The sequence below is a fragment of the Marivibrio halodurans genome (assembly GCF_017963645.1).
GTDB lineage: Bacteria > Pseudomonadota > Alphaproteobacteria > UBA8366 > Aestuariispiraceae > Marivibrio > Marivibrio halodurans.
The window spans coordinates 458,563-478,862 of record NZ_JAGMWN010000003.1 but is presented as its reverse complement, the minus strand read 5'-3'; the positions used below and the strand labels follow the sequence as shown (position 1 = coordinate 478,862).

Below are 20,300 nucleotides of genomic sequence, written 5' to 3'. Positions count from 1 at the left end.
CCAATGTCGATGAGCGATCCGCTCGGCGATATGCTCGCCCGCATCCGTAACGGCCAGATGGCCCGTAAGGATACGATTCCGGTGCCGGCCTCCAAGCTTCGCACCAATGTGCTGGACGTGCTTCAGCGCGAGGGCTTCATTCGCGGTTATTCCCAGGCCGAGGTGCGTCCGGGCATCAGCGAGATCACGGTCGAGCTGAAGTATCAGGACGGGGAGCCGGCGATCCACGAGATCAGCCGTATCTCCAAGCCGGGACGCCGGGTCTATTCGAAGATCAGGGATCTGTCGCTGCACTATAACGGTCTCGGGATTTCGATCCTATCGACCCCGCGCGGCGTGATGTCCGATCAGGAGGCCCGCGAAGCCAATGTCGGCGGCGAAATCCTGTGCCGGATCTTCTGATCCGGCGGTGGGATACGCGAAGCGAAGGTCTGAAAGGGATTAGGAAGCCATGTCGCGCGTAGGCATCAATCCGGTCACCATCCCGAGCGGCGTCGAGGTTTCGCTCGCCGAGGGACTGCTGACCGCGAAAGGCAAGAACGGTGAGCAGTTCGTGCGCATCCTCGATTTCGTGGATGTGAATATCGCGGACGAAAAGGTCACCGTCACGCCCCAGAACATGACGAAGCGGGCCCGGCAGGCCTGGGGCACCACCCGCGCGTTGATCAACAACGCGATCAAGGGGGCGTCCGAGGGTTTCACACGGCGGCTCGAGGTGAACGGCGTGGGCTATCGCGCGATGGTGCAGGGGACGACCCTGAAGCTGTCGCTCGGCCTCAGCCACGACGTGAACTATCCGATCCCCTCGGACGTGAAGATCGCGATCGAGGGCGATCGTGGCAACGTCATCGCGGTTTCCGGCGCCTCGAAGCAGCGCGTCGGGCAGATCGCGAGCGAGATCCGCGCTTTCCGCCCGCCCGAGCCCTATAAGGGGAAGGGCGTGAAATATGCCGAGGAGCAGATCCTCCGCAAGGAAGGCAAGAAGAAGTAAGGAACGACGGTCATGCAGACTGCGAATCAACTCCAAGAGCGTCGGAAGCGGCGGAGCCGCTATCGGATCGCGCTGCACGCGAACGGCAAGCCGCGGCTGTCCGTCTTCCGCTCGTCGAAGCAGATTTACGCGCAGGTCATCGACGATCGCCAGGGCCGCACGCTGGTCGCTGCCTCCAGCATCGACAAGGAGCTGAAGGGCAAGCTGAAGAGCGGCGCGGACACCGACGCGGCCGTCGAGGTCGGCAAGCTTCTGGCCGCGCGGGCCAAGGACGCCGGGATCGGGGACGTCGTCTTCGATCGTGGTGGCTATCGATATCATGGCCGGGTGAAGGCGCTGGCGGATGCCGCGCGTGAAGCCGGCATGCAGTTCTAATCCGGGAGCCTGAGTGATGGCGAGAGGACCTAAGGAAGACCGTCGTGACGGGCAGGACCCCGATCTGGTGGAGAAGCTGGTCGCGATCAATCGCGTGGCCAAGGTGGTGAAGGGCGGCCGGCGCTTCGGTTTCGCGGCGCTGGTTGTCGTCGGCGACGGCCGTGGCCGGGTCGGCTTCGGCGCGGGCAAGGCCCGCGAGGTGCCGGAGGCGATCCGCAAGGGCACGGAACATGCGCGCAAGAACATGATCCGTGTGCCGCTGCGCGAGGGCCGGACCCTGCATCATGATATCCACGGCCATTTCGGCGCCGGCCGCATGGAGCTCCGCGCGGCCCCTCCGGGCACCGGGATCATCGCCGGCGGTCCGACGCGCGCGGTGTTCGAGGCACTGGGCGTGCAGGACGTGGTGGTCAAGTCGACCGGCACCTCCAACCCCTACAATATGATCAAGGCGGTCTTCGCCGGTTTGCAGCGCTGTCAGTCGCCGCGCATGGTGGCCGCCCGCCGGGGCAAGAAGGTTAGCGACCTGGTCGGCCGTCGCGACGACGGTGTTGATCAGGGCGTGAAGGAGGCGGCAAATGGCTGATAAGAAGACCATTCGGATCCGCCAGATCCGCAGCCCGCTCGGCCGTCCGAAGGATCAGCACGACACGCTGCGCGGTCTCGGCCTGCGGCGCATTCGCCACGAGGTCGAGCGCGAGGATACGCCGGCCGTGCGTGGCATGGTGAACAAGATTCCGCATTTGGTGGAGATCGTCGAGTAATCGGCGACACCGCCGGGCGGGTCGGATCGGACCGGTCGCGGGATACCCGAAGGCGGGGTCCACGCATCACGGTCCGACCGATACGAGGACCCGCGGATACGAGGCATCGAGGATAGACGGTCATGAAACTGAACGAAATCGCCGACAACGAAGGCGCCCATAAGGGCCGCATGCGCGTCGGCCGCGGAATCGGCTCCGGCAAGGGCAAGACCGGCGGTCGTGGCGTGAAGGGCCAGAAGTCGCGGTCCGGCGTGGCGATCAAGGGCTTCGAAGGCGGTCAGATGCCGATCTACCGCCGCCTGCCGAAGCGCGGCTTCAACCAGGGCGCGCTGCGGGCGGACTATGTCGAGGTCAATGTCGGCCGCCTGCAGCAGGCGGTCGATGCGAAGAAGCTCGACGCGTCCAAGCCGGTCGACGGCGAGGCGCTGGTGGCCGCCGGCGTGCTGCGCCGGGTGCGCGACGGCGTCCGGGTCCTGGGTAAAGGTGAACTGACCGCGAAGCTGGATCTGCATGTCGCCGGCGCCACCAAGGGCGCGGTCGAGGCGATCGAGAAGGCGGGCGGCTCCGTAACCCTGCCGGCGCCGGTCGAGCGCAAGGAAGGCAAGCGCGTGGCACGCAAGAAGGCCGCCGCCGAAAAGCGGGCCGCCGCGAAGGCCGAGTAAGGGTGTGAGCGGCCGCCGCCGGAATGGGCGCGCGGCCGCTTGTCACGTTGCGGGAAAGGCGCGGAGGCCCTATAGCTGGGCCCTAGCGCCTTTTCCATTGTGACCGGTTCGATGTCCCCGGGGGACATCCTCGGGCCCGAAGGCCCGGCCGGGTCGATCCAGACTATGGGGTAGTGACAGAGCATGGCCTCACCCGCCGAGCAACTCGCCTCGAACTTCAACTTCGGCGCCATCGGTAAGGCGACGGAATTGAAGAAGCGCATCTGGTTCACGCTGGGTGCGCTGATCGTCTATCGCCTCGGCACCTATATCCCGCTGCCGGGCATCGATCCTCAGGTCATGCAGGACGTGTTCGACCAGCAGCGCGGCGGTGTCCTCGATATTTTCGATACCTTCGCGGGCGGCGCGCTCTCGCGCATGACGATCTTCGCCCTCAACATCATGCCCTATATCTCGGCCGCGATTATCATGCAGTTGATGACCGCGGTCGTGCCCTCGCTGGAGCAGATGAAGAAGGAAGGCGAATCGGGCCGCAAGAAGATCAACCAATATACCCGGTACGGTACCGTGTTCCTGGCGGCGATCCAGGGCTACGGCATCGCGGTCGGCCTGGAAGGCATGCAGGCCGGCGGCGGCGCGACGGCGGTGATCGATCCAGGACTGTTCTTCCGCGCGACGACCGTCATCACGCTGGTCGGAGGAACGATCTTCCTGATGTGGCTGGGCGAGCAGATTACCCAGCGTGGCGTCGGCAATGGTATTTCGCTGATCATCTTCGCGGGCATCGTGGCGCAACTGCCGACGGCGCTGGCCAGCACGCTCGAACTCGGGCGCCAGGGTCGCCTGTCGACCGCCTTCATCCTGTTCCTGTTGGTGATGTGCGTCGTGGTCATCGCCTTCATCGTCTTCATGGAACGGGCGCAGCGTCGTATCCTGGTGCAGTATCCCAAGCGCCAGGTCGGCAATAAGATGTTCGGCGGCGAAAGCTCGCACCTGCCGCTCAAGCTCAACACGGCTGGTGTCATCCCGCCGATTTTCGCCAGCTCGATTCTCCTCATGCCGCTCACCGTCGCGAATTTTTCCGGCGGATCGGGACCGGAATGGCTGACGACGATTTCGGCTTGGCTCGGGCGCGGGCAGCCGCTCTATCTCGCGCTCTATATCTCGGGCATCGTGTTCTTCGCCTTCTTCTACACCGCCGTCGTTTTCAATCCGCAGGACACGGCCGACAATCTTAAGCGCTATGGCGGGTTCATCCCCGGCATCCGTCCGGGCAAGAACACGGCCGATTATCTTGATCACGTGCTGACGCGGTTGACGGTGGTCGGGGCGGCCTATCTGGCGCTCGTGTGCGTCTTGCCGGAACTGCTGATTTCGCGCTATTCGGTTCCCTTCTATTTCGGTGGGACCAGTCTGCTGATCGTGGTCACGGTCACGATGGATACGGTGACCCAGATTCAAAGCCACCTGCTGGCGCATCAGTATGAGGGACTCATCAAGAAGTCCAAGCTGAGGGGGAAACAGAGGCGATGAACATCATTCTGCTGGGCCCTCCGGGGGCCGGAAAGGGCACGCAGGCCAAGCTGCTGGAAAGCAGCCGGGGCATGGTGCAACTCTCCACCGGCGACATGCTGCGCGCCGAGGTGAAGAGCGGTAGCGCGCTCGGCGCGCGCGCGAAGTCCCTGATGGAGGCGGGCGAACTGGTGCCTGACGACTTGGTGATCGGCATCATCGCCAATCGGATCGACGAGCCGGACTGCCGGAACGGCTTCATCCTGGACGGGTTTCCGCGCACGGTCGCGCAGGCCGAGGCGCTCGATCAGATGCTGGCCGAGAAGAAGATGGACCTCGACTCGGTGATCGAGATGAAGGTCGATGACAAGGCTCTGACGGCGCGGATCACCGGTCGTTTCACCTGCGCCGCGTGCGGCGAGGGCTATCACGAGGAATTCAAGCGGCCGGCGAAGGACGGTGTCTGCGACAAGTGCGGCAGCACCGAGTTCTCCCGCCGCAAGGACGACAACGCGGAGACGGTGAAGAGCCGTCTCGCGGCCTATCACGAGCAGACCGCGCCGATCCTGCCCTATTACGAGAAAAAGGGCTTGTTGCGGCAGGTCGATGGCATGGCCTCGATGGAGGAAGTCTCGCGTCAGATCGAGGCGGTATTGGACGAGGCGGCCGGCTGACGGCCGGCGAAGTAGGCTGCCGGTTAAGCGAAAGGGCGGATTTCCCGGGTTGCGCGCGTTGACATGAACGCGCTTTTCCCTATAATCCGCGCGCTTCGCCGGGAGAGGACCTTGAAATCGTTAGGTTTCGGTCGGCCACCGGCGGGCGCATCGCCCGAAGTTGGTGGATCATGGTGGGGCGAGGGAGCCGGCTTACCCGGTTCGCGCCGCCCCGGACGAAAGACGACCGGCCCGTAACGGACGGGAAACCGGGTCGCGCCTTGTCGCGACCCGATCATGGTTTGAAGGAGAAGCTGTCGTGGCGCGTATCGCAGGCGTGAACATCCCGACCAACAAGCGGGTGGTGGTGGCGCTCACCTATATCACCGGCATCGGGAATACGAGCGCGAAGAAGATTCTCGACACCTGCGGCGTGCCGGAGAGCACCCGGGTGAACGAGCTGAGCGAGGACGAACTGACGCGTATCCGCGAGACGATCGACCGCGAGTTCGTGGTCGAGGGCGATCTCCGGCGCGAGGTGGCGATGAACATCAAGCGGCTGATGGATCTCGGCTGCTATCGTGGTTTGCGTCATCGTAAGGGTCTGCCGGTCCGCGGTCAGCGCACTCACACCAATGCTCGCACGCGCAAGGGGCCGGCCAAGGCCATCGCGGGCAAGAAGAAGTAAGGTCGGAAGGAAGATCGGATCATGGCAAAAGCTCCGGCTCGTATGAAGCGCAAAGAGCGGAAGAACATCACCTCCGGCATCGCGCATGTGAACGCGTCGTTCAACAATACGATGATCACCATCACCGATGTGCAGGGGAACGCGATTTCCTGGGCATCGGCTGGCGCGCAGGGCTTCAAGGGAAGCCGCAAGTCGACGCCCTTCGCCGCCCAGATGGCCGCGGAGAACGCCGGCAAGAAGGCGCAGGATCACGGTATGAAGACCCTTGAGGTCTGCGTGAAGGGGCCGGGCTCGGGCCGGGAATCGGCGCTGCGCGCGCTGCAGTCCGTCGGCTTCCAGATCACCGCGATCCGGGACGTCACGCCGATTCCGCACAATGGCTGCCGGCCGCGCAAGCGTCGCCGGGTCTGATCGGCGGGCGCGATATTTCACGAAGGGCGGCGAACGGCCCTTCGTCGCTACGACATGACCTTGTCGGGGGCCGGGCGGCGCTAAGTCGCATCCGGTCTTCCGCTTTCTAGAGAAAGAGGCCGATTTCCATGAGCGAACCCGCAGCGATCGTGCAACGGAACTGGCAGGCTCTCATCAAGCCGAAGCAGTTGAACATCGCGCCCGGCGCGGACAAGAACCGTCAGGCGACCGTGACCGCCGAGCCGCTGGAACGTGGGTTCGGCATGACCCTCGGCAACTCCTTGCGGCGCGTGCTGTTGAGTTCGCTGCAGGGCGCGGCCGTCACCTCGATCCAGATCGACGGCGTGCTGCACGAGTTCTCCTCGATCAATGGCGTGCGCGAGGATGTGACCGACATCGTCCTCAATGTGAAGGCGCTGGCGCTTCGTCTGCATGGCGAGGGGCCGAAGAAGATGCGTCTTTCCGCCGAGGGTCCGTGCGAGGCGACCGCCGGGATGATCACGGCCGGGCATGACATCGAGATCATGAATCCGGATCACGTGATCTGCACGCTCGACAAGGGCACGAAGCTGAATATCGAGTTCACGGTCAATAACGGCAAGGGCTATGTCCCGGCGACGCAAAACCGTCCCGAGGATGCGCCGATCGGCCTGATCCCGGTCGATTCGGTGTTCAGCCCGGTGCGCAAGGTGGCCTACAAGGTCGAGAACACCCGCGTTGGCCAGACCACCGACTATGACAAGCTCGCGCTGCAGATCGAGACCAACGGCGCGGTCTCGCCGGATGACGCCGTGGCGCTCGCCGCGCGCATCCTGCAGGATCAGCTCCAGGTCTTCATCAATTTCGAGGAGCCGGATCAGCGCGGCGAGGAGGAGGCCCCGAGCGAGCTTCCCTTCAACAAGAACCTGCTGCGCAAGGTCGATGAGCTGGAGCTTTCCGTCCGTTCGGCCAATTGCCTGAAGAACGACAACATCGTCTATATCGGCGATCTGGTGCAGAAGACCGAGGGCGAGATGCTGCGCACGCCGAACTTCGGCCGCAAGTCGCTCAACGAGATCAAGGAAGTCCTCAGCCAGATGGGCCTCGCGCTCGGCATGGACATCCCGAACTGGCCGCCCGACAACATCGAGGAACTGGCCAAGAAGCTCGAGGAGCCGTTCTGAGAACGGCCTTGGGCGAACCACAACGCCTGACCATCCACCGTCGGCAGTAGCCGCGGAGCCGGGGCACCGTCCCGGTCCGAAGCGACCGGCGGCAGGCAAGATCGAAAGAAGAGAAGGATCGGACAATGCGTCACGGAAATCAGGGCCGCAGGCTCAACCGCACCAGCTCGCACCGCAAGGCGATGTTCGCCAATATGGCGGCCTCGCTGATCAAGCATGAGCAGATCGTCACCACGCTGCCGAAGGCGAAGGAGCTGAAGCCGGTCGCCGACAAGCTGGTCACGCTCGGCAAGAAGGGCGGGTTGCACCGCCGCCGCCAGGCCTTCGCCAAGCTGCGCGACGACAAGGCCGTGGCGAAGCTCTTCGACACGCTGGCGGAGCGTTACAAGGAGCGCCCGGGCGGCTATGTCCGCGTGCTGAAGGCGGGCTTCCGCCACGGCGACAACGCACCGATGGCGGTGATCGAGTTCGTCGACCGGGACGAGGACGCCAAGGGCCAGGATAGCGGCCCGACGGGCGAGGAGGATCGCGACGGCGAGGAGTAAGGTCTCCCCGACCGGGCGCGGTTAGCGGGCGCGGTTCCAGCCCATCACGGATTACGCAGGGGGCGGCCTTCGGGCCGCCCTTTCGCGTTCGGGGCCGGGCTCGTCGTCATGCCGGGTATGGGCGGGGTACGGCGCATCGCTCAATTGTCGAAGAAGTGGTCATAATCGGGGATGAAGTAGCATCGTCCCTTGGCATGGATGAAGCGCGGCGGGCAGCCATATTTCGATTTCGGCATGATCTTCGTCACGCAACGGTTGCGATAGATGTCCAGGCAGCAGCGGCCGTCACGGGATTTCTCGCACGCGCCGGCACCACCGACACTGACACGACCTTTCTCGTTGATGACATCCCCATTCACGAAGGCGGACCCGTTGGCGCCGATGGAGGTCATGCTATTGCGCCCGCTGTCGGCGGTCGTCGTGATGTCGCCGCCGACATGCGTCGTACCGCTCGACCCGACGCCGATATCGTTCGTCGCCGCGCCGCTGCGCCCGATCGCGGTGACATCGCCATCGACGGTGACGTTGATCCGGCCGTCCTGGGCGACGCCGACGGCGTTCTCCGCCCGCCCCCGGCCGGAGGCGCGCGCGGTGACGTCGCCTTGTAGGGTGACGGTGGCGCTCGACCCATCGCCATGGGCCGCGCCGATTTCGTTGACCGCCTTGCCGGAGCCGGAGGAAAGGGTGGTGATCGTGCCGTCGCTGGTCACGACGACCTCGCTCCTGTCGCCGGCGGCGACGCCTATCCGCGCCCGACTCTCGCCGCGATCCTCGGCCCGGGTGGTGACGGTGCCGTCTATGGCGACATGGGCTTGCGCGTTCTCGCCGCTCCCGATGCCGATCTCGGTGCTGGCCTTGGCCCGGTCCGTGGCGATGGTGGTGACGCTGCCGTCGACATTGACGGTGACGCGGGCGCCTTCGCCGGTGGCGACGCCGATGTCGGTGCGCGCCTCGCCGGGCCCCTCGGCACGGGTCGTGACGGGCCCGCCGGTGGTGACCGTGACGCTGGTGCCGCCGGCATTGGCGATGCCGAGATTGGTCGTCGCCTTCGCCCCCGATCCGGTGGCCGTGGTGGTCACGGGACCCGCCGCGAAGACGGAGATCAGCACATCCCCCTTGATCGTCCCACCGCCGAGCGACCCGGGCGAGGACCCAGTCGGCCGTCCGGTCGGGAAGGGATTTTCCCGCCGGGCGAAGCGACTCCGTTGGATATCCTCCTCCCCCTCGATCCAGTCCCCGACCATATCCGCGAATTTTCGTATGGCGACACTCCCCAGGGCGTGACAGCCGGCATAGCCGAGCACGGCGCCCGGCACCCCCGCGAAACGCCCGCCCACGGCGCCGCATCCGGTGGCGACGAGCCGGACGAGCGGGCGGCCAAGCGCCTTTATCCCCAGTTCCGCGACATCGCCTGCGATATCCCGGGCGCCCTCCACGGCGATATCGAAGAGCGCCTCGCCAACCGCGCCGGCCAAATCTTTCGTGAAGTTGTTCTTCACGCCGCTTTCGGGGGCGGCCGCCTTGAAATCGCCGAGCCCGCCGGCTGCCTGTCCATCGCCGTCCCGCGCCATGGCCGACGGGGCGGCGGCGAGGGTTAGCAGCACGGCGAGAAAAAGGCCGGCAAGGACCGTGGGCAATCCGTGCGCCCGCATCACGCGCCCCCCAGGATGCGGGTATAGAGATCGTGGATCGTGACCGCGTGCACGGGCGCGCGCGCGCCACCCCCGCCCGGCGCCGAGAAAAGCCCCAGGATGGGCCAACGCGCCGTCACCACGGGCGTGGAGAAAACGGCCCAACCGCGTCCAAGGTCATAGGCGGCGATCGGCGCCAGATCCTCGCGCAAGGGCAGGGGGACTTCCGCCAGAAGGTCGATCGTCCCGATCGGCCTGTCCGGCGCGGCCAGATCCGCCAGTCCCTCCGGCCGGTCCTGGCGCAAGGCCTCGTTCACGGCGTCATAGGCGGTGGCGAGTGGGTCGGTCCTGGCGAAATCGACGATGTCGGACAGCAGCACCGAGAGACGGTTGCTGAAAATTCCCGTTACCATGATCGGCGCGATATCGGCATCCGGCAGGCGCGGCGCGTGCTCGGACGCCTCCGGGAAGCGCGCCATGAAGGTGGCGAGCGTCAGGGCGGTCGATTCCTGCAACGCGTCGCGCAGGCCGATGGCGGCACCGCGGTCGACTGCCTGTGCCGCGCCGCTCAACCATTCCGGCGCGGCCGGGATGCGGCCCGCGCGCCGGGTCTTTCCGTCCCGCAGGAAGGCACCGGGGAACAGGTCCGCCGATATCAGTTTCGGCGGGGCGTCCGCCACCGGCCGCCAGCGGGTCATCAGCCAATAATCGACGAAGGGATTGTAGAAGCCGATCAGCGGGGTCTCGCTCAAGCCGCCGCCCATCTGGGCCTGGCTGCCCCGGAAGAAGGTGCGCCAGGCAAGCAGCCGGCTGGACCGGTCCCCGATCCGCACGTTGTCGAGGGCGAGGGGGGCCGTGCCGGCCGCCGCGAAACGCTCGTTCAACGCCTCGGGGGCGTTCACCCCCTGTAGGCGGAAGTCGATCGCCGCCCCGATGAGGCGGGCCACATCCGGGCGGCTCCTCTGCTCCGGCGTCAGGCGATGGATGGAAAGGCCGGTTCGCTCCCCCGGCGCGGGCGGCGGGTCGGCGGCTTCAACCCGCCCCGCCATGAGCGCGCCAGAAAATACAAGAAGGATGAGCGTCGCCAGCCCGCGCCGGTATCGCGTCCTCCAAAGCCTGGGAAAACAGGAGTGTCGTGGTGAGGTCATCGCGATACTTCACTCCCCCTCGCCCCCAAAGGGGCGGCTCAATCCGCGCCGCAATCCCCTTGCGCGGAGCCGACGGCCCCGATCCGAACGCAGGCCTTGTTGCGGTTTTCTCCGCCGCGTCCGGTCGTGACGATCACGTTGTCGACATGGATCATGGTATCGACCGCGCCCTCGGGGGCGCCGCCCTCGACCTTCCGGCCTCCCACGGTATCGCCGCGTTTCTGGGCGTCCTTCGCCATCAGGCGGATGCGCTCGGCGTCGCTCGGCGGCTCGCCGCTGATCGTCACACCCCCGGCGCCCCCTTCCTCAACCGGGACGGCGCGTCCGGGACCATCACCGACATAGAGGATCGTGCGGGCGTCCGGATTGCTTTGCGCAGGGCCGGGGGCGTTGTCCGTCCGCGTGCCGGGACCGTATTCCAACCCCGCCTCGGCGGGACGGACGGCGCCGTCGGGAACGCGGCTATTCTCGGCATCGGGCGCGATGATGATCGTCTGGGTGTCGTTGCGCAGCGGGTCGCCCTGGTCGATTCGGGACGGGGCATCGGTTCCCTGTTCCTGTCCGCTCGCCGTCGTGCCCCAACCCGCCAGCATGAGGAGAAGGAGGGCAAGGGGCGGCCATGAGCGCCGGAATGATCGGCCGAGGTCTCGCGGGGTCATCGGTCTCTCCCTTCCGTTCCTCCGGCGTGGGGGCGCCACCTCGATTCGCCGCCTCAATTCGTCAAGGCGACCGGGCGCACCTGATAGCGCAGATGCTGGATCGAGCTGTTGTCGGGATCGGCTTCCAGATGCTGATTAACCACCCGGAAGAGGCGCTCCGCGCTAAGCGGGGTGAGGTCGCCCTCGGCCAGAACAGCCGGCTCCTTGGCGGGGCCGTAGGGCTCGGCGACCGCGATGCAGGCGATCTGCTCCACCGTCTCGGCATCGGGGATGATGGAGAAGGACCCGTCCGTCGGCGGCACGGTCACCGGCGCGCCGGGATTGACCCGGCCGTCCGACTGGAAGCGCGAGGGAAAGATGCGCGTCGCCGGTTGGCCGTATCCTTCGTAATAGCAATAGACGTCGGCGGGCTTGCGCACGGATATGCGGAAGCTGATCTCGTCACCGACGCGCACGGCGTTCTCCGCCCCGCCGACGGGGCGGACGCTCAGGCCGATCGGATCGACCCCGGCATCCGGCGATCGCGGCATGACCGAGGCCTGGGCCGGCGCCGATGCCGGTTCGACCGTGGCGGCGGATGTGTTGGATAGGGGCTGGAGGTCGGCGCTCTGATCCTTGTCGGATAGCGCCCCTTCCGTTGGCGCGACCGCGACATTCTCGGCCAGCAGGCTCAGATACATGTCGAAATCGATCCGGCCGTCGGCGATCAGATCCTCGCGCGACTTGTATCGGTTGACGGCTTGCTGAAGCGCCGGGGTCATGCGTCCGTCGACGGAGCCGGCATAATCCTTCGTCGCCGCCAGGGCTTGTTGGATCACGCGGACCCGTTCCTCCGGCGTGAATTGGTCGTACCAGTCGCGCGCCTGGACGATGACCGCCGGGTTCGTGGAATCGAGTTGCAGGCAGCGCCAATAGGGCACCTTGGTGAACTTGCCCAGCGTTTCGATCAGGCTGAGTTCGAGGAGCGTGCGAACCGCCTGATGCGTGCCTTGGCTCTGATCCTGGGCGACCTCCAGATAGACGCTGCCCTTGCCGATTAGACCTTCCGCGTCGCCGCTCTGGCCGCTGCGCATGATGGTGATGGTGTTGGAGGTGTGGAGGCCCGGCAGAATCCGGCGGGTCCGCGTGACGCCCATATTGAGGTCCATCGAGACCAGGGCCAGCATCTGGTCCTGCGAATAGCCGAGCGACAGGAAGGGGAGGCCGATGCCGGCCCCCTGGCTGTCCGTCGCGACGCCGGTATCCGCCTGGGTGATGGATCCACGCACATAATAGTCGGGGGTCAGCAAGGAATCGGTGCCGAGCTTGTTGTTCATCCAGAAGATCATGTCGCCCGACTGTTCCACGTCGACGAAGCGGAAGGCGTTGCTCTTGGCCGACATCTTGGAGATCGTCGAGATCATGATCTCCTTGGTGCCGAGTTGGACCTTGCCCGTCTCGTCCGGGATGCCGTCGCTGGTGATCGTGATGTCGCGCTTACCGTAATCCGCGAACAGATCATCCATGCAGCGTAGCGCGCCGGAAAAGCTGGTCATCGTCTTGACCACCGGCGTCGTCGGATTGGCGATGACGCGGGCCTTCTCCGGGTCGGTCATGGTCTGACAGCCGATACCCGCGAACAGGACGGCGGCGAGCATCGACGCATTGAACGATGTGCGGATCACGGTACCTCTCTCCCCCCGGCCGCCGCGCTCAGCGGCAGATATTGATGATATCCCCCGGCACGACGACGACCTGCTCATCCCGCGGCAGGCGGCCATTCTCGGGTATCTGCTGGTTGCCAATCTCGACCGGGCTGCAATCCGTGTTGACGGTGTCGCGGTTCAGACCTTGGCTCTGTTCCGCGGCCTGTTGGCGCGCGCGGGTAAGGACCCGGATTTTCTTGGAGTTGGAGCCGGGGGGCGCGTGTTGGCGCCGGTTGAGGTCCTGCGCCCGGGCGGCCGGTATCGCGGCCCGGGCGGCGAGACCGGTACCCAGCAGGGCGACGAGCCCCGCCAGCATCCGGCGACGCGGATAGGGCGTCGGTGTTTCACGCGCGGACATGGCGTCTCTCCCATGGTCGGTCGAGGGAAGGGGCGGCGCGCGACCCTCCGGCCACGCGCCACCATTGATCAGCGGATCAACAGGCCTTGGCGCCGATCGCCCCGATATTGCTCTTCGCGCAATTGTCGCTGCCGACGGCGGTGGTGGTGACGGTTCCGGCGGAGGCGTTGATCTCGGTGTCGCCCTGGATATTGACGCTGTCGCCGCCGATCGTGCCGATATTGCTCTCGGCGGTATTACCCGTGCCGACCGCCGTCGTGGTGACGGTGTCGGCGGTCGCGTTGATCTCGGTATCGCCTTGGATCTGGACGCCGGCGCCCTGCTGTTCCTGGGCCATGGCGGTACCGGCGAACAGAAGGATGGCGGCGCCGGCCATCGGAATGGCGAGGCCGGTGGCGGTAAGGATCTTTTGCATCTGTGTTCTCCCCTTCTCTGGTCGTTCGGTGACGCATCGCGATGATGCGCGCGGTCAGTCGGCGGGCTGGCTCTCGCAAGCGGCGCCGGGCGAGTCGCACTCGCACTCGTTCGTCGTCCCGGATCGTTTGACGACGAGCTTCCCCGTGATTTGGACGTCCGCGCCCCCCCCCCCGCCGATCGAGCCGACGCAGGTGCGTGCGGTCGATGGCGCGCCATCCGGACCGTTCCGGGCGGTGGTCGTGACCGACCGGCTGCGCGCGTCGATGGTCGCGTTACCGTCGATCCGCACCGTTCCCCCGTCGGGGGCGGTGTCGTTCGAACTGTCGATGCCTGCCTGTTGAAGGGCCTCGCGAACCTGTCGCTTGATCCGGGTTCCCAGATCCTCGGTCGTGCCGTCGTTGGGCGATGTGCTGTCGGGGGCAGGGCCTTGGGATTGCACGCTTTCCGGCGCGTCCCCCGCATGCGTGGGTGCGGGCGGGATGATCGCGGCCACCGCGATCGTGGCGGCCCCCAGCGCCGCCGCCAAGGGATGGCGGATAGGTCGCCCGGACCTTGGGATGGATCGCCTGTCGAACATTGCCGCGCTCCCGATCTCTGAAACCCTTATAAATAGCGATTATTGATCGATGATAATTAAAGAGGGTATTATCTAACCGCGACCCACTGGAGAATATCAACCTTAAAATGTGAAAAATTTCTATTAAAAATTAAGATAGCAGGATGACATTTCCCACGATTACGCCGTAAGGTGGTGTCCCGTAATGCGTAAAGTATCAATTTTAAGCACGCAAAACGGGTTTAATCCGTGTCCGCATGTCCTGGACCTCTTCGCCCGTGGGGTGGCTCCAGGATGGGGTGGCGAATGCGTGGAGAGAGGGGGCAAGACGATGAGGGGGCGGTTTTATCGAGCGACTCGGGGGCGTCGTGCCGTGTCGGCACTGTTGGTCGGGGGCATGGTACTGTCGTCCGGGTGCCAGACGGCGGATAGTCTGACGCGGGAATTGGGATTGCGGCAGATCGCGTCGGACGATCTGTGTGGCCGTCATTCCGAGGAGCTGCGCGGCTCCAAGAGTTACTTCGAACGCAATATCGTGCAGGGCGCCGTGATCGGCGCGGTGGGCGGCGCGTTGATCGGGGCACTGATCACCGGGGATGTCGGGGGTGCGCTGCGGGGCGGCCTCGTCGGCGCGGCGGCCGGGGCCGGCGGCGGCTATCTATCCGCCCGTCAGCGCGAGGCGGAGGACAGGGCGAGCCTGACGCGCACGGTTTATCAGGATTCCGCGCGGGAATCAGCGCAGGTCGTGCGCGCGCTTAACAGCTTCTCCGCGGCGCGGCAGTGCCGCATTCAGACCGCGGAACGGGTCAAGCGCGATTTCAAGGCCGGCCGTCTGACGCGCGAGCAGGCGCAGCAGGCGCTCGATACCGAACGCGCGCGCTATAACGACGACATCACGACGGTCCGTGCGATTGGCGCGCGTGTCGACGAGCGGCACCAGGAGCTGGTCGCGGCCGCCGAGACGCTTTCCTCCGGCGATCCAGAGGCCCGTGAACTGCTGGCCGAGGCCAAGGCGGCCGAGCGCGAGGCTTGGTCGAACCCCAATCTCCAGACATCCGAGTCGGTTTCCGCGCCACCGCCGGGCGCCGACGGCTATCCGGTCCGACGCTATGCTGAAACCAACCTGAATGTTCGTGCCGCCCCGTCCGCCGGGTCCGAACGGCTGACCCTGCTTCAGGGCGGGCAGGGTGTGCTCGTCCTGGCGCCGGCGTCGGACGGCTGGGCCACCGTTCAACTCGATGACGGGCGGCGGGCCTATGTCGCCGCCCAGTTTCTTCGGGACGATTCGGGCACCGTCCAGGTCGCGTCGAATGCATCGGTCGAGCCGACGCTCGCCTCGCTGACCCGCTCGGTGCCGAACGACGCCTCGGTCGAGACGAAGACGGTCGGGGTCATGTTCGAGGGACGGGAGAAGCGCTTGGAGTTGGAGCGCCTGGCGCGCCGGGCCGAGCGTGAGGAGGACACGGTTTTCTCGCTGGATGGATGAGGAAGAACGTGCGCTTCACGACGGCGATATCGATATCGATCCTTTTCGCGGGGATCGCATTCGCGGCGCCCGGGCATGCGCAATCGTTGCCGCCGATGCCGAGCGAACCGATCGTCCGGGTCGCGGTCGGCGCGCATACGGCCGCCGTGAACCGCCTCTATGCCAGCCGGGACGGTGCGCGCGCGATCAGCGTTTCCGATGACCAGACGGTGCGGCTGTGGGATGCGCGCGAGGGAACGCTCCTCCACACCGTGCGGGGGGCGGCCGGGCCACGGGACGAAGGCGCGATCTACGCGGCCGCGCGGAGCGACCAGCATCTGGCGGTCGGTGGACGGCTGGGATGGGACTGGGGCGAGGGGCGCGCCGCGGTGCGGATGTTGAGTGCGGACGGCACACGGCCGCTCGGCGTGCTGCGTGGGCTGCCGGCGCCGGTGCGGGCCTTGGCCTTCTCGCCCGATGGCGGTCGGCTCGCCGTCGGCTTGACCGGCCCGGATCAGGGGGTACGCGTCTTCGATCTCGCCTCGGGTCGGGCCGTCCTGGTCGACCGGGCGTTCGAGGCGGGGATATCCGATCTTCTGTTTCTGAAGGACGGGCGGCTCGTCGTGCTGGATGGCGCCGGCGCGCTCGTCGTCCATGATGGGGCGGCGGGCGGTCGGCTGGGCCGGGCCCGGGTTCCGAACGCGGCGACGGTCTGGCGCCTGGCGCTTTCCGGCGATGGCGGCCTGCTCGCCGTGACCGATCGTGGTCGTCCGGCGGTGGCGGTTGCGCCGGTCGAGGGGGAGGGCGGGTTCCGTCTGTTCGAGGTGCCGGGGCTGCGGCTGGGCGGGCTCGCCGACGCGGCCTGGTCGCGGGACGGCGCCTTCCTGCATGCGGTCGAGGATGCACGGACCACGCGAAACGGTGGGTTCGGGCAACGCCTCCACAGTTGGTCGCGCGATGGCGGTTACATCGGTGCGTATGATCTGGCGGAAACCGGACTGGCATCGCCGATCACGGCATTGACGGGGGACGCCTCCTCGAACGGGACGGAGGCGCGGTCGCGCATCCTGTTCGGCGCCGCGTCCGGGGCGTGGGGCGCGCTCGACATCGCGCCGGACGGGACGCCGTCGACCGCCTTCTTCGTGCGGGGTGGGGCGCCGTCCTTCCGCGGTGCCTATCGCCATCGCCCGGGCAGCGATCGGACCGGGAACGCGGTCTCCTTCACGCTTGATGCGGGTGGGAAAGAACGCATGGTTTTCCGCGCGGACGAAGGAACCCTCGCCCCTTGGACGGCGGCGGAAGAAAACGGTGCTTCCCCCCTAATCGCTTCCCCCAGGACGGCCGGCGGGCGGCCCCTGACGATCGATGCCGAGAGCGGCGAGGTTGCTCTCGATCAACGTATCCTGCCGCTCGACGCGAACGAGCGTGCCTTGGACGCGATCGCCGATTCTGCCGGGGAGCGTCTTTTCCTTGGTACCAATTATTATCTCCGTGCCCGGTCCGTGGATGGGCGCGATCTGTGGCGCCGGGTGGCGGGCGCGCCGGTCTGGGGGCTGGCGCTGTCGGGCGATGGTCGGGTCCTGATCGCGCTTCTGGGGGACGGCACGGTGCAGTGGCGCTCGGCCGAGAACGGGGCGTTGCTGCGCTCGATGTTCGCGACGAGAGACGGCGCGCATTGGGTGGCCTGGACGCCGGCGGGATTCTTCGACCACAGCCCGCGCGACGCGAACGGCCGTTCCGGCGCGGATCTGATCGGGTACCAGATGAACGAGGGCTTCAAGGAAGAAGCCCGCTTCGTGCGCATCGATCAGATGTACCGGCGCTTCTACCGCCCCGATCTGGTGCGCGCGGCGCTGGGCGCGCGGGCCGGCGACGCGGCATTGCTGGCGGCCGCGGCCGAGGCCGAGGGCAGCGCGGCCGATACCTTGAAGGGCGACCTGCCCGCCGCCGTCGCGATCACGGAGGTCTGCGGCGTCACCGATGCCGGCGACTCGGTGGGGTGCGCCGCGCCTAAGGACCAGCCGGGCACGCGTGCCATGCGCGCCGTCCTGGGGCAAGCCGGGGGCACGCGCGATAGGGCGGAAATCCTGCTGGAAATCGATCTGGCGGCGGGTACCGCCGGCGCGGTCGAGGTTCGGCGCAACGGGGTCCGGCTCACCTCCGAGACGACGGGAACGATCGAGGGCGAGCACATGCGCCTGCAACGCGAGCGTATCGCCCTGGTCCCCGGCCGCAACGAGATCGAGGTCCGCGTCCTCAATGATGACGGAACCGTTGCTTCCGGGGCCTCCACCGTGCTGCTCGACGGGCCGGCGCCGGGTTCGGATGGGCAAGGGGTGCTGCGGGTCCTGGCGGCCGGTGTTTCCGACTACGCCATTGATCATTTCGACCTAACCGCCGGAATCGCCGCCAACGACGCGCGCGTGATCGCACGGCGGTTCGCGCGCGCCGCCGGGCAGGGCGGCCTCTTCACCGAAGCCGACGTGACCGTGATGGTCGAGAGCGAGGTGACGGCCGAGCGGCTTCTGGCGGCGCTCGCCGATCTCGCCGGACGCGCGCGTTCGGAGGATACGGTGATCCTTTTCCTATCCGGTCACGGTGACGTGGTGGACGGAGATTACGCCTTCGCGCCGCATGAATTCGGGACCGCGAGCATGGAGTTGATCGGCGAGGTCATGTCCGGCCGCCGTTTCCAGGACGCGGCCCTGCGCGAGATCTATCGCCGCGAAGCCGTCTCCCAGTCCGCGATGATGGACAGCCTGACGCGGATCGGGTCCGACAAGCTCATCATTATCCTGGATACTTGCTTCGCCGGGTCCTTTCAGGTTCTGACCGCCGGCCAGATGGCCGACCGGTCGCAATCGCTGGTGGATCGAGTCGCGCGCGATTCCGGCCGCTTCGTTCTGTCGAGCGCGCGGGGAACCGCCCTCGACAGCGACGGAAGGGACTATCCGGCGGGAATGGGGCACGGGCTGTTTACCTCCGCCGCGATCGACGGGCTCGATGGGGCGGCGGACATGGATTCGGACCGGGCGGTTAGCCTCGCCGAACTTGGCGGGTATGTGAAGCGCGAGGTCATCGCGCGATCCGAGGCCCTCGGCGCGCCGCAGCACCCGGTCGCGAAGTTCTGGGGAGATCCGTTCTTTCCCCTGAGCCGCATGGCGCCCAGCGCCGTGCCAGCCACGAGCCAAGCCGTATCGACGGGAGAGTAGGAAAGGGAGAGGAGCCATGACACCGCATCTCATCCGTCGCGCCGCCACGGGCGCGGCGCTCGTCCTGGGGGCGTGTCTCGCGGTCGGGACGGTCGACGCGCAGGAAATCTACGGCGACGAGGCCGTCTTCGACCGGACCCCGACGGTCGAGGAACTGAACGCCATCTTCGGTGCCACGCCGGCGGCCGGAAAGCCAAAGGTGAGAACGCGTAAGGTCGTGTTCGGCTCGCCGCCGCCCAAGGTGGCACCGAAGACCGCCCCAACCCCCGCATCGACCCCCGCGTCGGCCCCGGCCGCCGGCGGACCGGCTGCGCCGCGCACGGCGAGTCTGCGCATTCAATTCGATCTGGACAGCGCGCGCGTGCGCTCCGAATACGGCGCCGCGCTCGCCAATTTGGCGCAATCGATGCGTGACAACCCAAGCATGATTTTCGAAATTGGGGGGCATGCCGACGCGACCGGTGATGCGGGCTACAACCGCGATCTGTCGGAGCGCCGGGCCCTGGCGGTCCGCGACTATCTGATCAATATTCACGGGGTCGATGGCGGGCGGCTGGGCGTGGCCGGTCATGGTGAAAGCAAGCTTCTGCCTGGGTTGCCGCCGGGAAGTCCGGGACATCGCCGTGTGTCCTTCAGCGGCACGAGATAACGGAGGGACTGGCCGCGCCCCCGTCATACCCCGCCGTGGGGTGATCCTTCCGGCACATGAAGGGGTGCTACTTTAAATTGTCTTGGCTTCGGCGCTGTCTGGGGGCACGATTCCCCACGGCGGCGCTTTCGCAGGATCAAGGGCCGCTCAAGCAAGGATAACCATAACAATCCATCCATTCTTGAGGAGGCCCCAATGCCCGATAGCGTCGAGACCGCGAAGAGCGGCGATAAATGGCAACCCTATCGCCACCCCCAACCGAAGGAATCCGTCCCGGAACTAGTCATCCCGAATGCCGTCGCGGAGGATGAACGTGTCTGGGTGCCGTTGGAGGATCAAGTGTGGTTCCGCCCGCTCTGCCTCTCCGCCTCGACCGGGTTTTGGACCAACCTCCTGCGGGTGCGGCGAGCCGGCGTGTTGTCCCGGCACCGGCATCTGCAGGCCGTGCATGGCTTCGTGCTGAAGGGGTCCTGGCGCTATTTGGAACATGACTGGGTCGCGACCGAAGGCGCCTATGTCTTCGAAGCGCCGGGTGAGACGCATACCCTCGTCGTCGACGAGGATGTGGAGGAGATGATCACCTTCTTCCAGGTCAACGGCTCGATGATCTATGTCGATCCGGATGGCCGGCAGACCGGTTATGACGACGTCTTCACGCGCATCGACAAATGTCGTGCCTGTTATGCGGCGAATGGACTCGGCGCGGACTATGTCGACCAGCTCATCCGCTAAGCGGTCGTAAGCGCGCGCGGCCGC

23 protein-coding genes are annotated in these 20,300 nt (G+C 66.5%); 16 read left to right on the top strand and 7 right to left on the bottom strand.

Annotation, left to right across the window (positions count from 1 at the left end; translation table 11 throughout):
* Window positions 1-3: 3 nt before the first annotated feature.
* The 12 genes from rpsH to rplQ all read left to right on the top strand — a co-directional run bounded on the left by rpsH (window position 4) and on the right by rplQ (window position 7,764).
* Entirely contained in the window at window positions 4-402 is a 399-nt protein-coding gene (gene rpsH / locus KAJ83_RS09080) for a 30S ribosomal protein S8 (protein WP_210681721.1), read from the top strand.
* Window positions 403-451: 49 nt separating this feature from the next.
* Window positions 452-991 carry a 50S ribosomal protein L6 gene (rplF, locus tag KAJ83_RS09075; protein WP_210681720.1) on the top strand — a complete coding sequence of 180 codons (540 nt, stop codon included), beginning with the start codon at window positions 452-454 and terminating at the stop codon, window positions 989-991.
* A 12-nt stretch (window positions 992-1,003) separates the two neighbouring features.
* Window positions 1,004-1,366, top strand: coding sequence for a 50S ribosomal protein L18 (gene rplR / locus KAJ83_RS09070; RefSeq protein WP_210681719.1), 363 nt, complete (start codon window positions 1,004-1,006; stop codon window positions 1,364-1,366).
* A 16-nt stretch (window positions 1,367-1,382) separates the two neighbouring features.
* Complete coding sequence (gene rpsE / locus KAJ83_RS09065) at window positions 1,383-1,952, top strand: 30S ribosomal protein S5 (RefSeq protein WP_210681718.1); 570 nt, start codon at window positions 1,383-1,385, stop codon at window positions 1,950-1,952.
* A complete protein-coding gene (rpmD, locus tag KAJ83_RS09060) occupies window positions 1,945-2,130 on the top strand; it encodes a 50S ribosomal protein L30 (RefSeq protein WP_210681717.1) in 186 nt (61 codons plus the stop codon). The genes rpsE and rpmD overlap by 8 nt, the downstream gene beginning before the upstream one ends.
* Window positions 2,131-2,252: 122 nt before the next feature.
* Window positions 2,253-2,792 carry a 50S ribosomal protein L15 gene (gene rplO / locus KAJ83_RS09055; RefSeq protein WP_210681716.1) on the top strand — a complete coding sequence of 180 codons (540 nt, stop codon included), beginning with the start codon at window positions 2,253-2,255 and terminating at the stop codon, window positions 2,790-2,792.
* A gap of 183 nt (window positions 2,793-2,975) precedes the next feature.
* Window positions 2,976-4,325 carry a preprotein translocase subunit SecY gene (gene secY, locus KAJ83_RS09050; RefSeq protein WP_210681715.1) on the top strand — a complete coding sequence of 450 codons (1,350 nt, stop codon included), beginning with the start codon at window positions 2,976-2,978 and terminating at the stop codon, window positions 4,323-4,325.
* Complete coding sequence (locus KAJ83_RS09045) at window positions 4,322-4,978, top strand: adenylate kinase (RefSeq protein WP_210681714.1); 657 nt, start codon at window positions 4,322-4,324, stop codon at window positions 4,976-4,978. The genes secY and KAJ83_RS09045 overlap by 4 nt, the downstream gene beginning before the upstream one ends.
* A gap of 298 nt (window positions 4,979-5,276) precedes the next feature.
* The gene (gene rpsM / locus KAJ83_RS09040) at window positions 5,277-5,645 is read left to right on the top strand and encodes a 30S ribosomal protein S13 (protein WP_210681713.1); all 369 of its coding nucleotides are present in this window, start codon (window positions 5,277-5,279) and stop codon (window positions 5,643-5,645) included.
* Between the two features lie 21 nt (window positions 5,646-5,666).
* A complete protein-coding gene (gene rpsK / locus KAJ83_RS09035; protein ID WP_210681712.1) occupies window positions 5,667-6,056 on the top strand; it encodes a 30S ribosomal protein S11 in 390 nt (129 codons plus the stop codon).
* Between the two features lie 146 nt (window positions 6,057-6,202).
* Window positions 6,203-7,219, top strand: coding sequence for a DNA-directed RNA polymerase subunit alpha (locus KAJ83_RS09030; protein WP_417568564.1), 1,017 nt, complete (start codon window positions 6,203-6,205; stop codon window positions 7,217-7,219).
* A gap of 125 nt (window positions 7,220-7,344) precedes the next feature.
* A complete protein-coding gene (gene rplQ, locus KAJ83_RS09025) occupies window positions 7,345-7,764 on the top strand; it encodes a 50S ribosomal protein L17 (protein ID WP_210681710.1) in 420 nt (139 codons plus the stop codon).
* Window positions 7,765-7,904: 140 nt separating this feature from the next.
* Here the strand turns inward: rplQ and KAJ83_RS09020 are convergent, their stop codons facing one another.
* The 7 genes from KAJ83_RS09020 to KAJ83_RS08990 all read right to left on the bottom strand — a co-directional run bounded on the left by KAJ83_RS09020 (window position 7,905) and on the right by KAJ83_RS08990 (window position 14,239).
* The gene (locus tag KAJ83_RS09020; RefSeq protein WP_210681709.1) at window positions 7,905-9,416 is read right to left on the bottom strand and encodes a hypothetical protein; all 1,512 of its coding nucleotides are present in this window, start codon (window positions 9,414-9,416) and stop codon (window positions 7,905-7,907) included.
* Entirely contained in the window at window positions 9,416-10,444 is a 1,029-nt protein-coding gene (locus tag KAJ83_RS09015; RefSeq protein WP_210681708.1) for a hypothetical protein, read from the bottom strand. The genes KAJ83_RS09020 and KAJ83_RS09015 overlap by 1 nt, the downstream gene beginning before the upstream one ends.
* Window positions 10,445-10,581: 137 nt before the next feature.
* The gene (locus tag KAJ83_RS09010) at window positions 10,582-11,202 is read right to left on the bottom strand and encodes a hypothetical protein (RefSeq protein WP_210681707.1); all 621 of its coding nucleotides are present in this window, start codon (window positions 11,200-11,202) and stop codon (window positions 10,582-10,584) included.
* A gap of 53 nt (window positions 11,203-11,255) precedes the next feature.
* Entirely contained in the window at window positions 11,256-12,866 is a 1,611-nt protein-coding gene (locus KAJ83_RS19635; protein ID WP_210681706.1) for a DUF4384 domain-containing protein, read from the bottom strand.
* A gap of 28 nt (window positions 12,867-12,894) precedes the next feature.
* On the bottom strand, window positions 12,895-13,245 hold the full coding sequence (locus KAJ83_RS09000) for a hypothetical protein (RefSeq protein WP_210681705.1): 351 nt from the start codon (window positions 13,243-13,245) through the stop codon (window positions 12,895-12,897).
* Between the two features lie 76 nt (window positions 13,246-13,321).
* On the bottom strand, window positions 13,322-13,660 hold the full coding sequence (locus KAJ83_RS08995; RefSeq protein WP_210681704.1) for a hypothetical protein: 339 nt from the start codon (window positions 13,658-13,660) through the stop codon (window positions 13,322-13,324).
* A gap of 54 nt (window positions 13,661-13,714) precedes the next feature.
* Window positions 13,715-14,239 (bottom strand): hypothetical protein, encoded by a 525-nt coding sequence (locus tag KAJ83_RS08990; protein WP_210681703.1) that lies wholly within the window; start codon window positions 14,237-14,239, stop codon window positions 13,715-13,717.
* Between the two features lie 352 nt (window positions 14,240-14,591).
* Here KAJ83_RS08990 and KAJ83_RS08985 point away from each other — a divergent pair, with 352 nt between their 5' ends.
* The 4 genes from KAJ83_RS08985 to KAJ83_RS08970 all read left to right on the top strand — a co-directional run bounded on the left by KAJ83_RS08985 (window position 14,592) and on the right by KAJ83_RS08970 (window position 20,276).
* Window positions 14,592-15,704 (top strand): SH3 domain-containing protein, encoded by a 1,113-nt coding sequence (locus KAJ83_RS08985; RefSeq protein WP_210681702.1) that lies wholly within the window; start codon window positions 14,592-14,594, stop codon window positions 15,702-15,704.
* 95 nt (window positions 15,705-15,799) lie between these two features.
* Window positions 15,800-18,895, top strand: a complete 3,096-nt coding sequence (locus KAJ83_RS08980; RefSeq protein WP_210681701.1) for a caspase family protein — start codon at window positions 15,800-15,802, stop codon at window positions 18,893-18,895.
* 16 nt (window positions 18,896-18,911) lie between these two features.
* Window positions 18,912-19,544: an OmpA family protein gene (locus KAJ83_RS08975; RefSeq protein WP_210681700.1), complete on the top strand. Its 633-nt coding sequence runs from the start codon at window positions 18,912-18,914 to the stop codon at window positions 19,542-19,544.
* A 195-nt stretch (window positions 19,545-19,739) separates the two neighbouring features.
* Complete coding sequence (locus tag KAJ83_RS08970; RefSeq protein ID WP_210681699.1) at window positions 19,740-20,276, top strand: 2,4'-dihydroxyacetophenone dioxygenase family protein; 537 nt, start codon at window positions 19,740-19,742, stop codon at window positions 20,274-20,276.
* The last annotated feature ends 24 nt before the right edge of the window (window positions 20,277-20,300 follow it).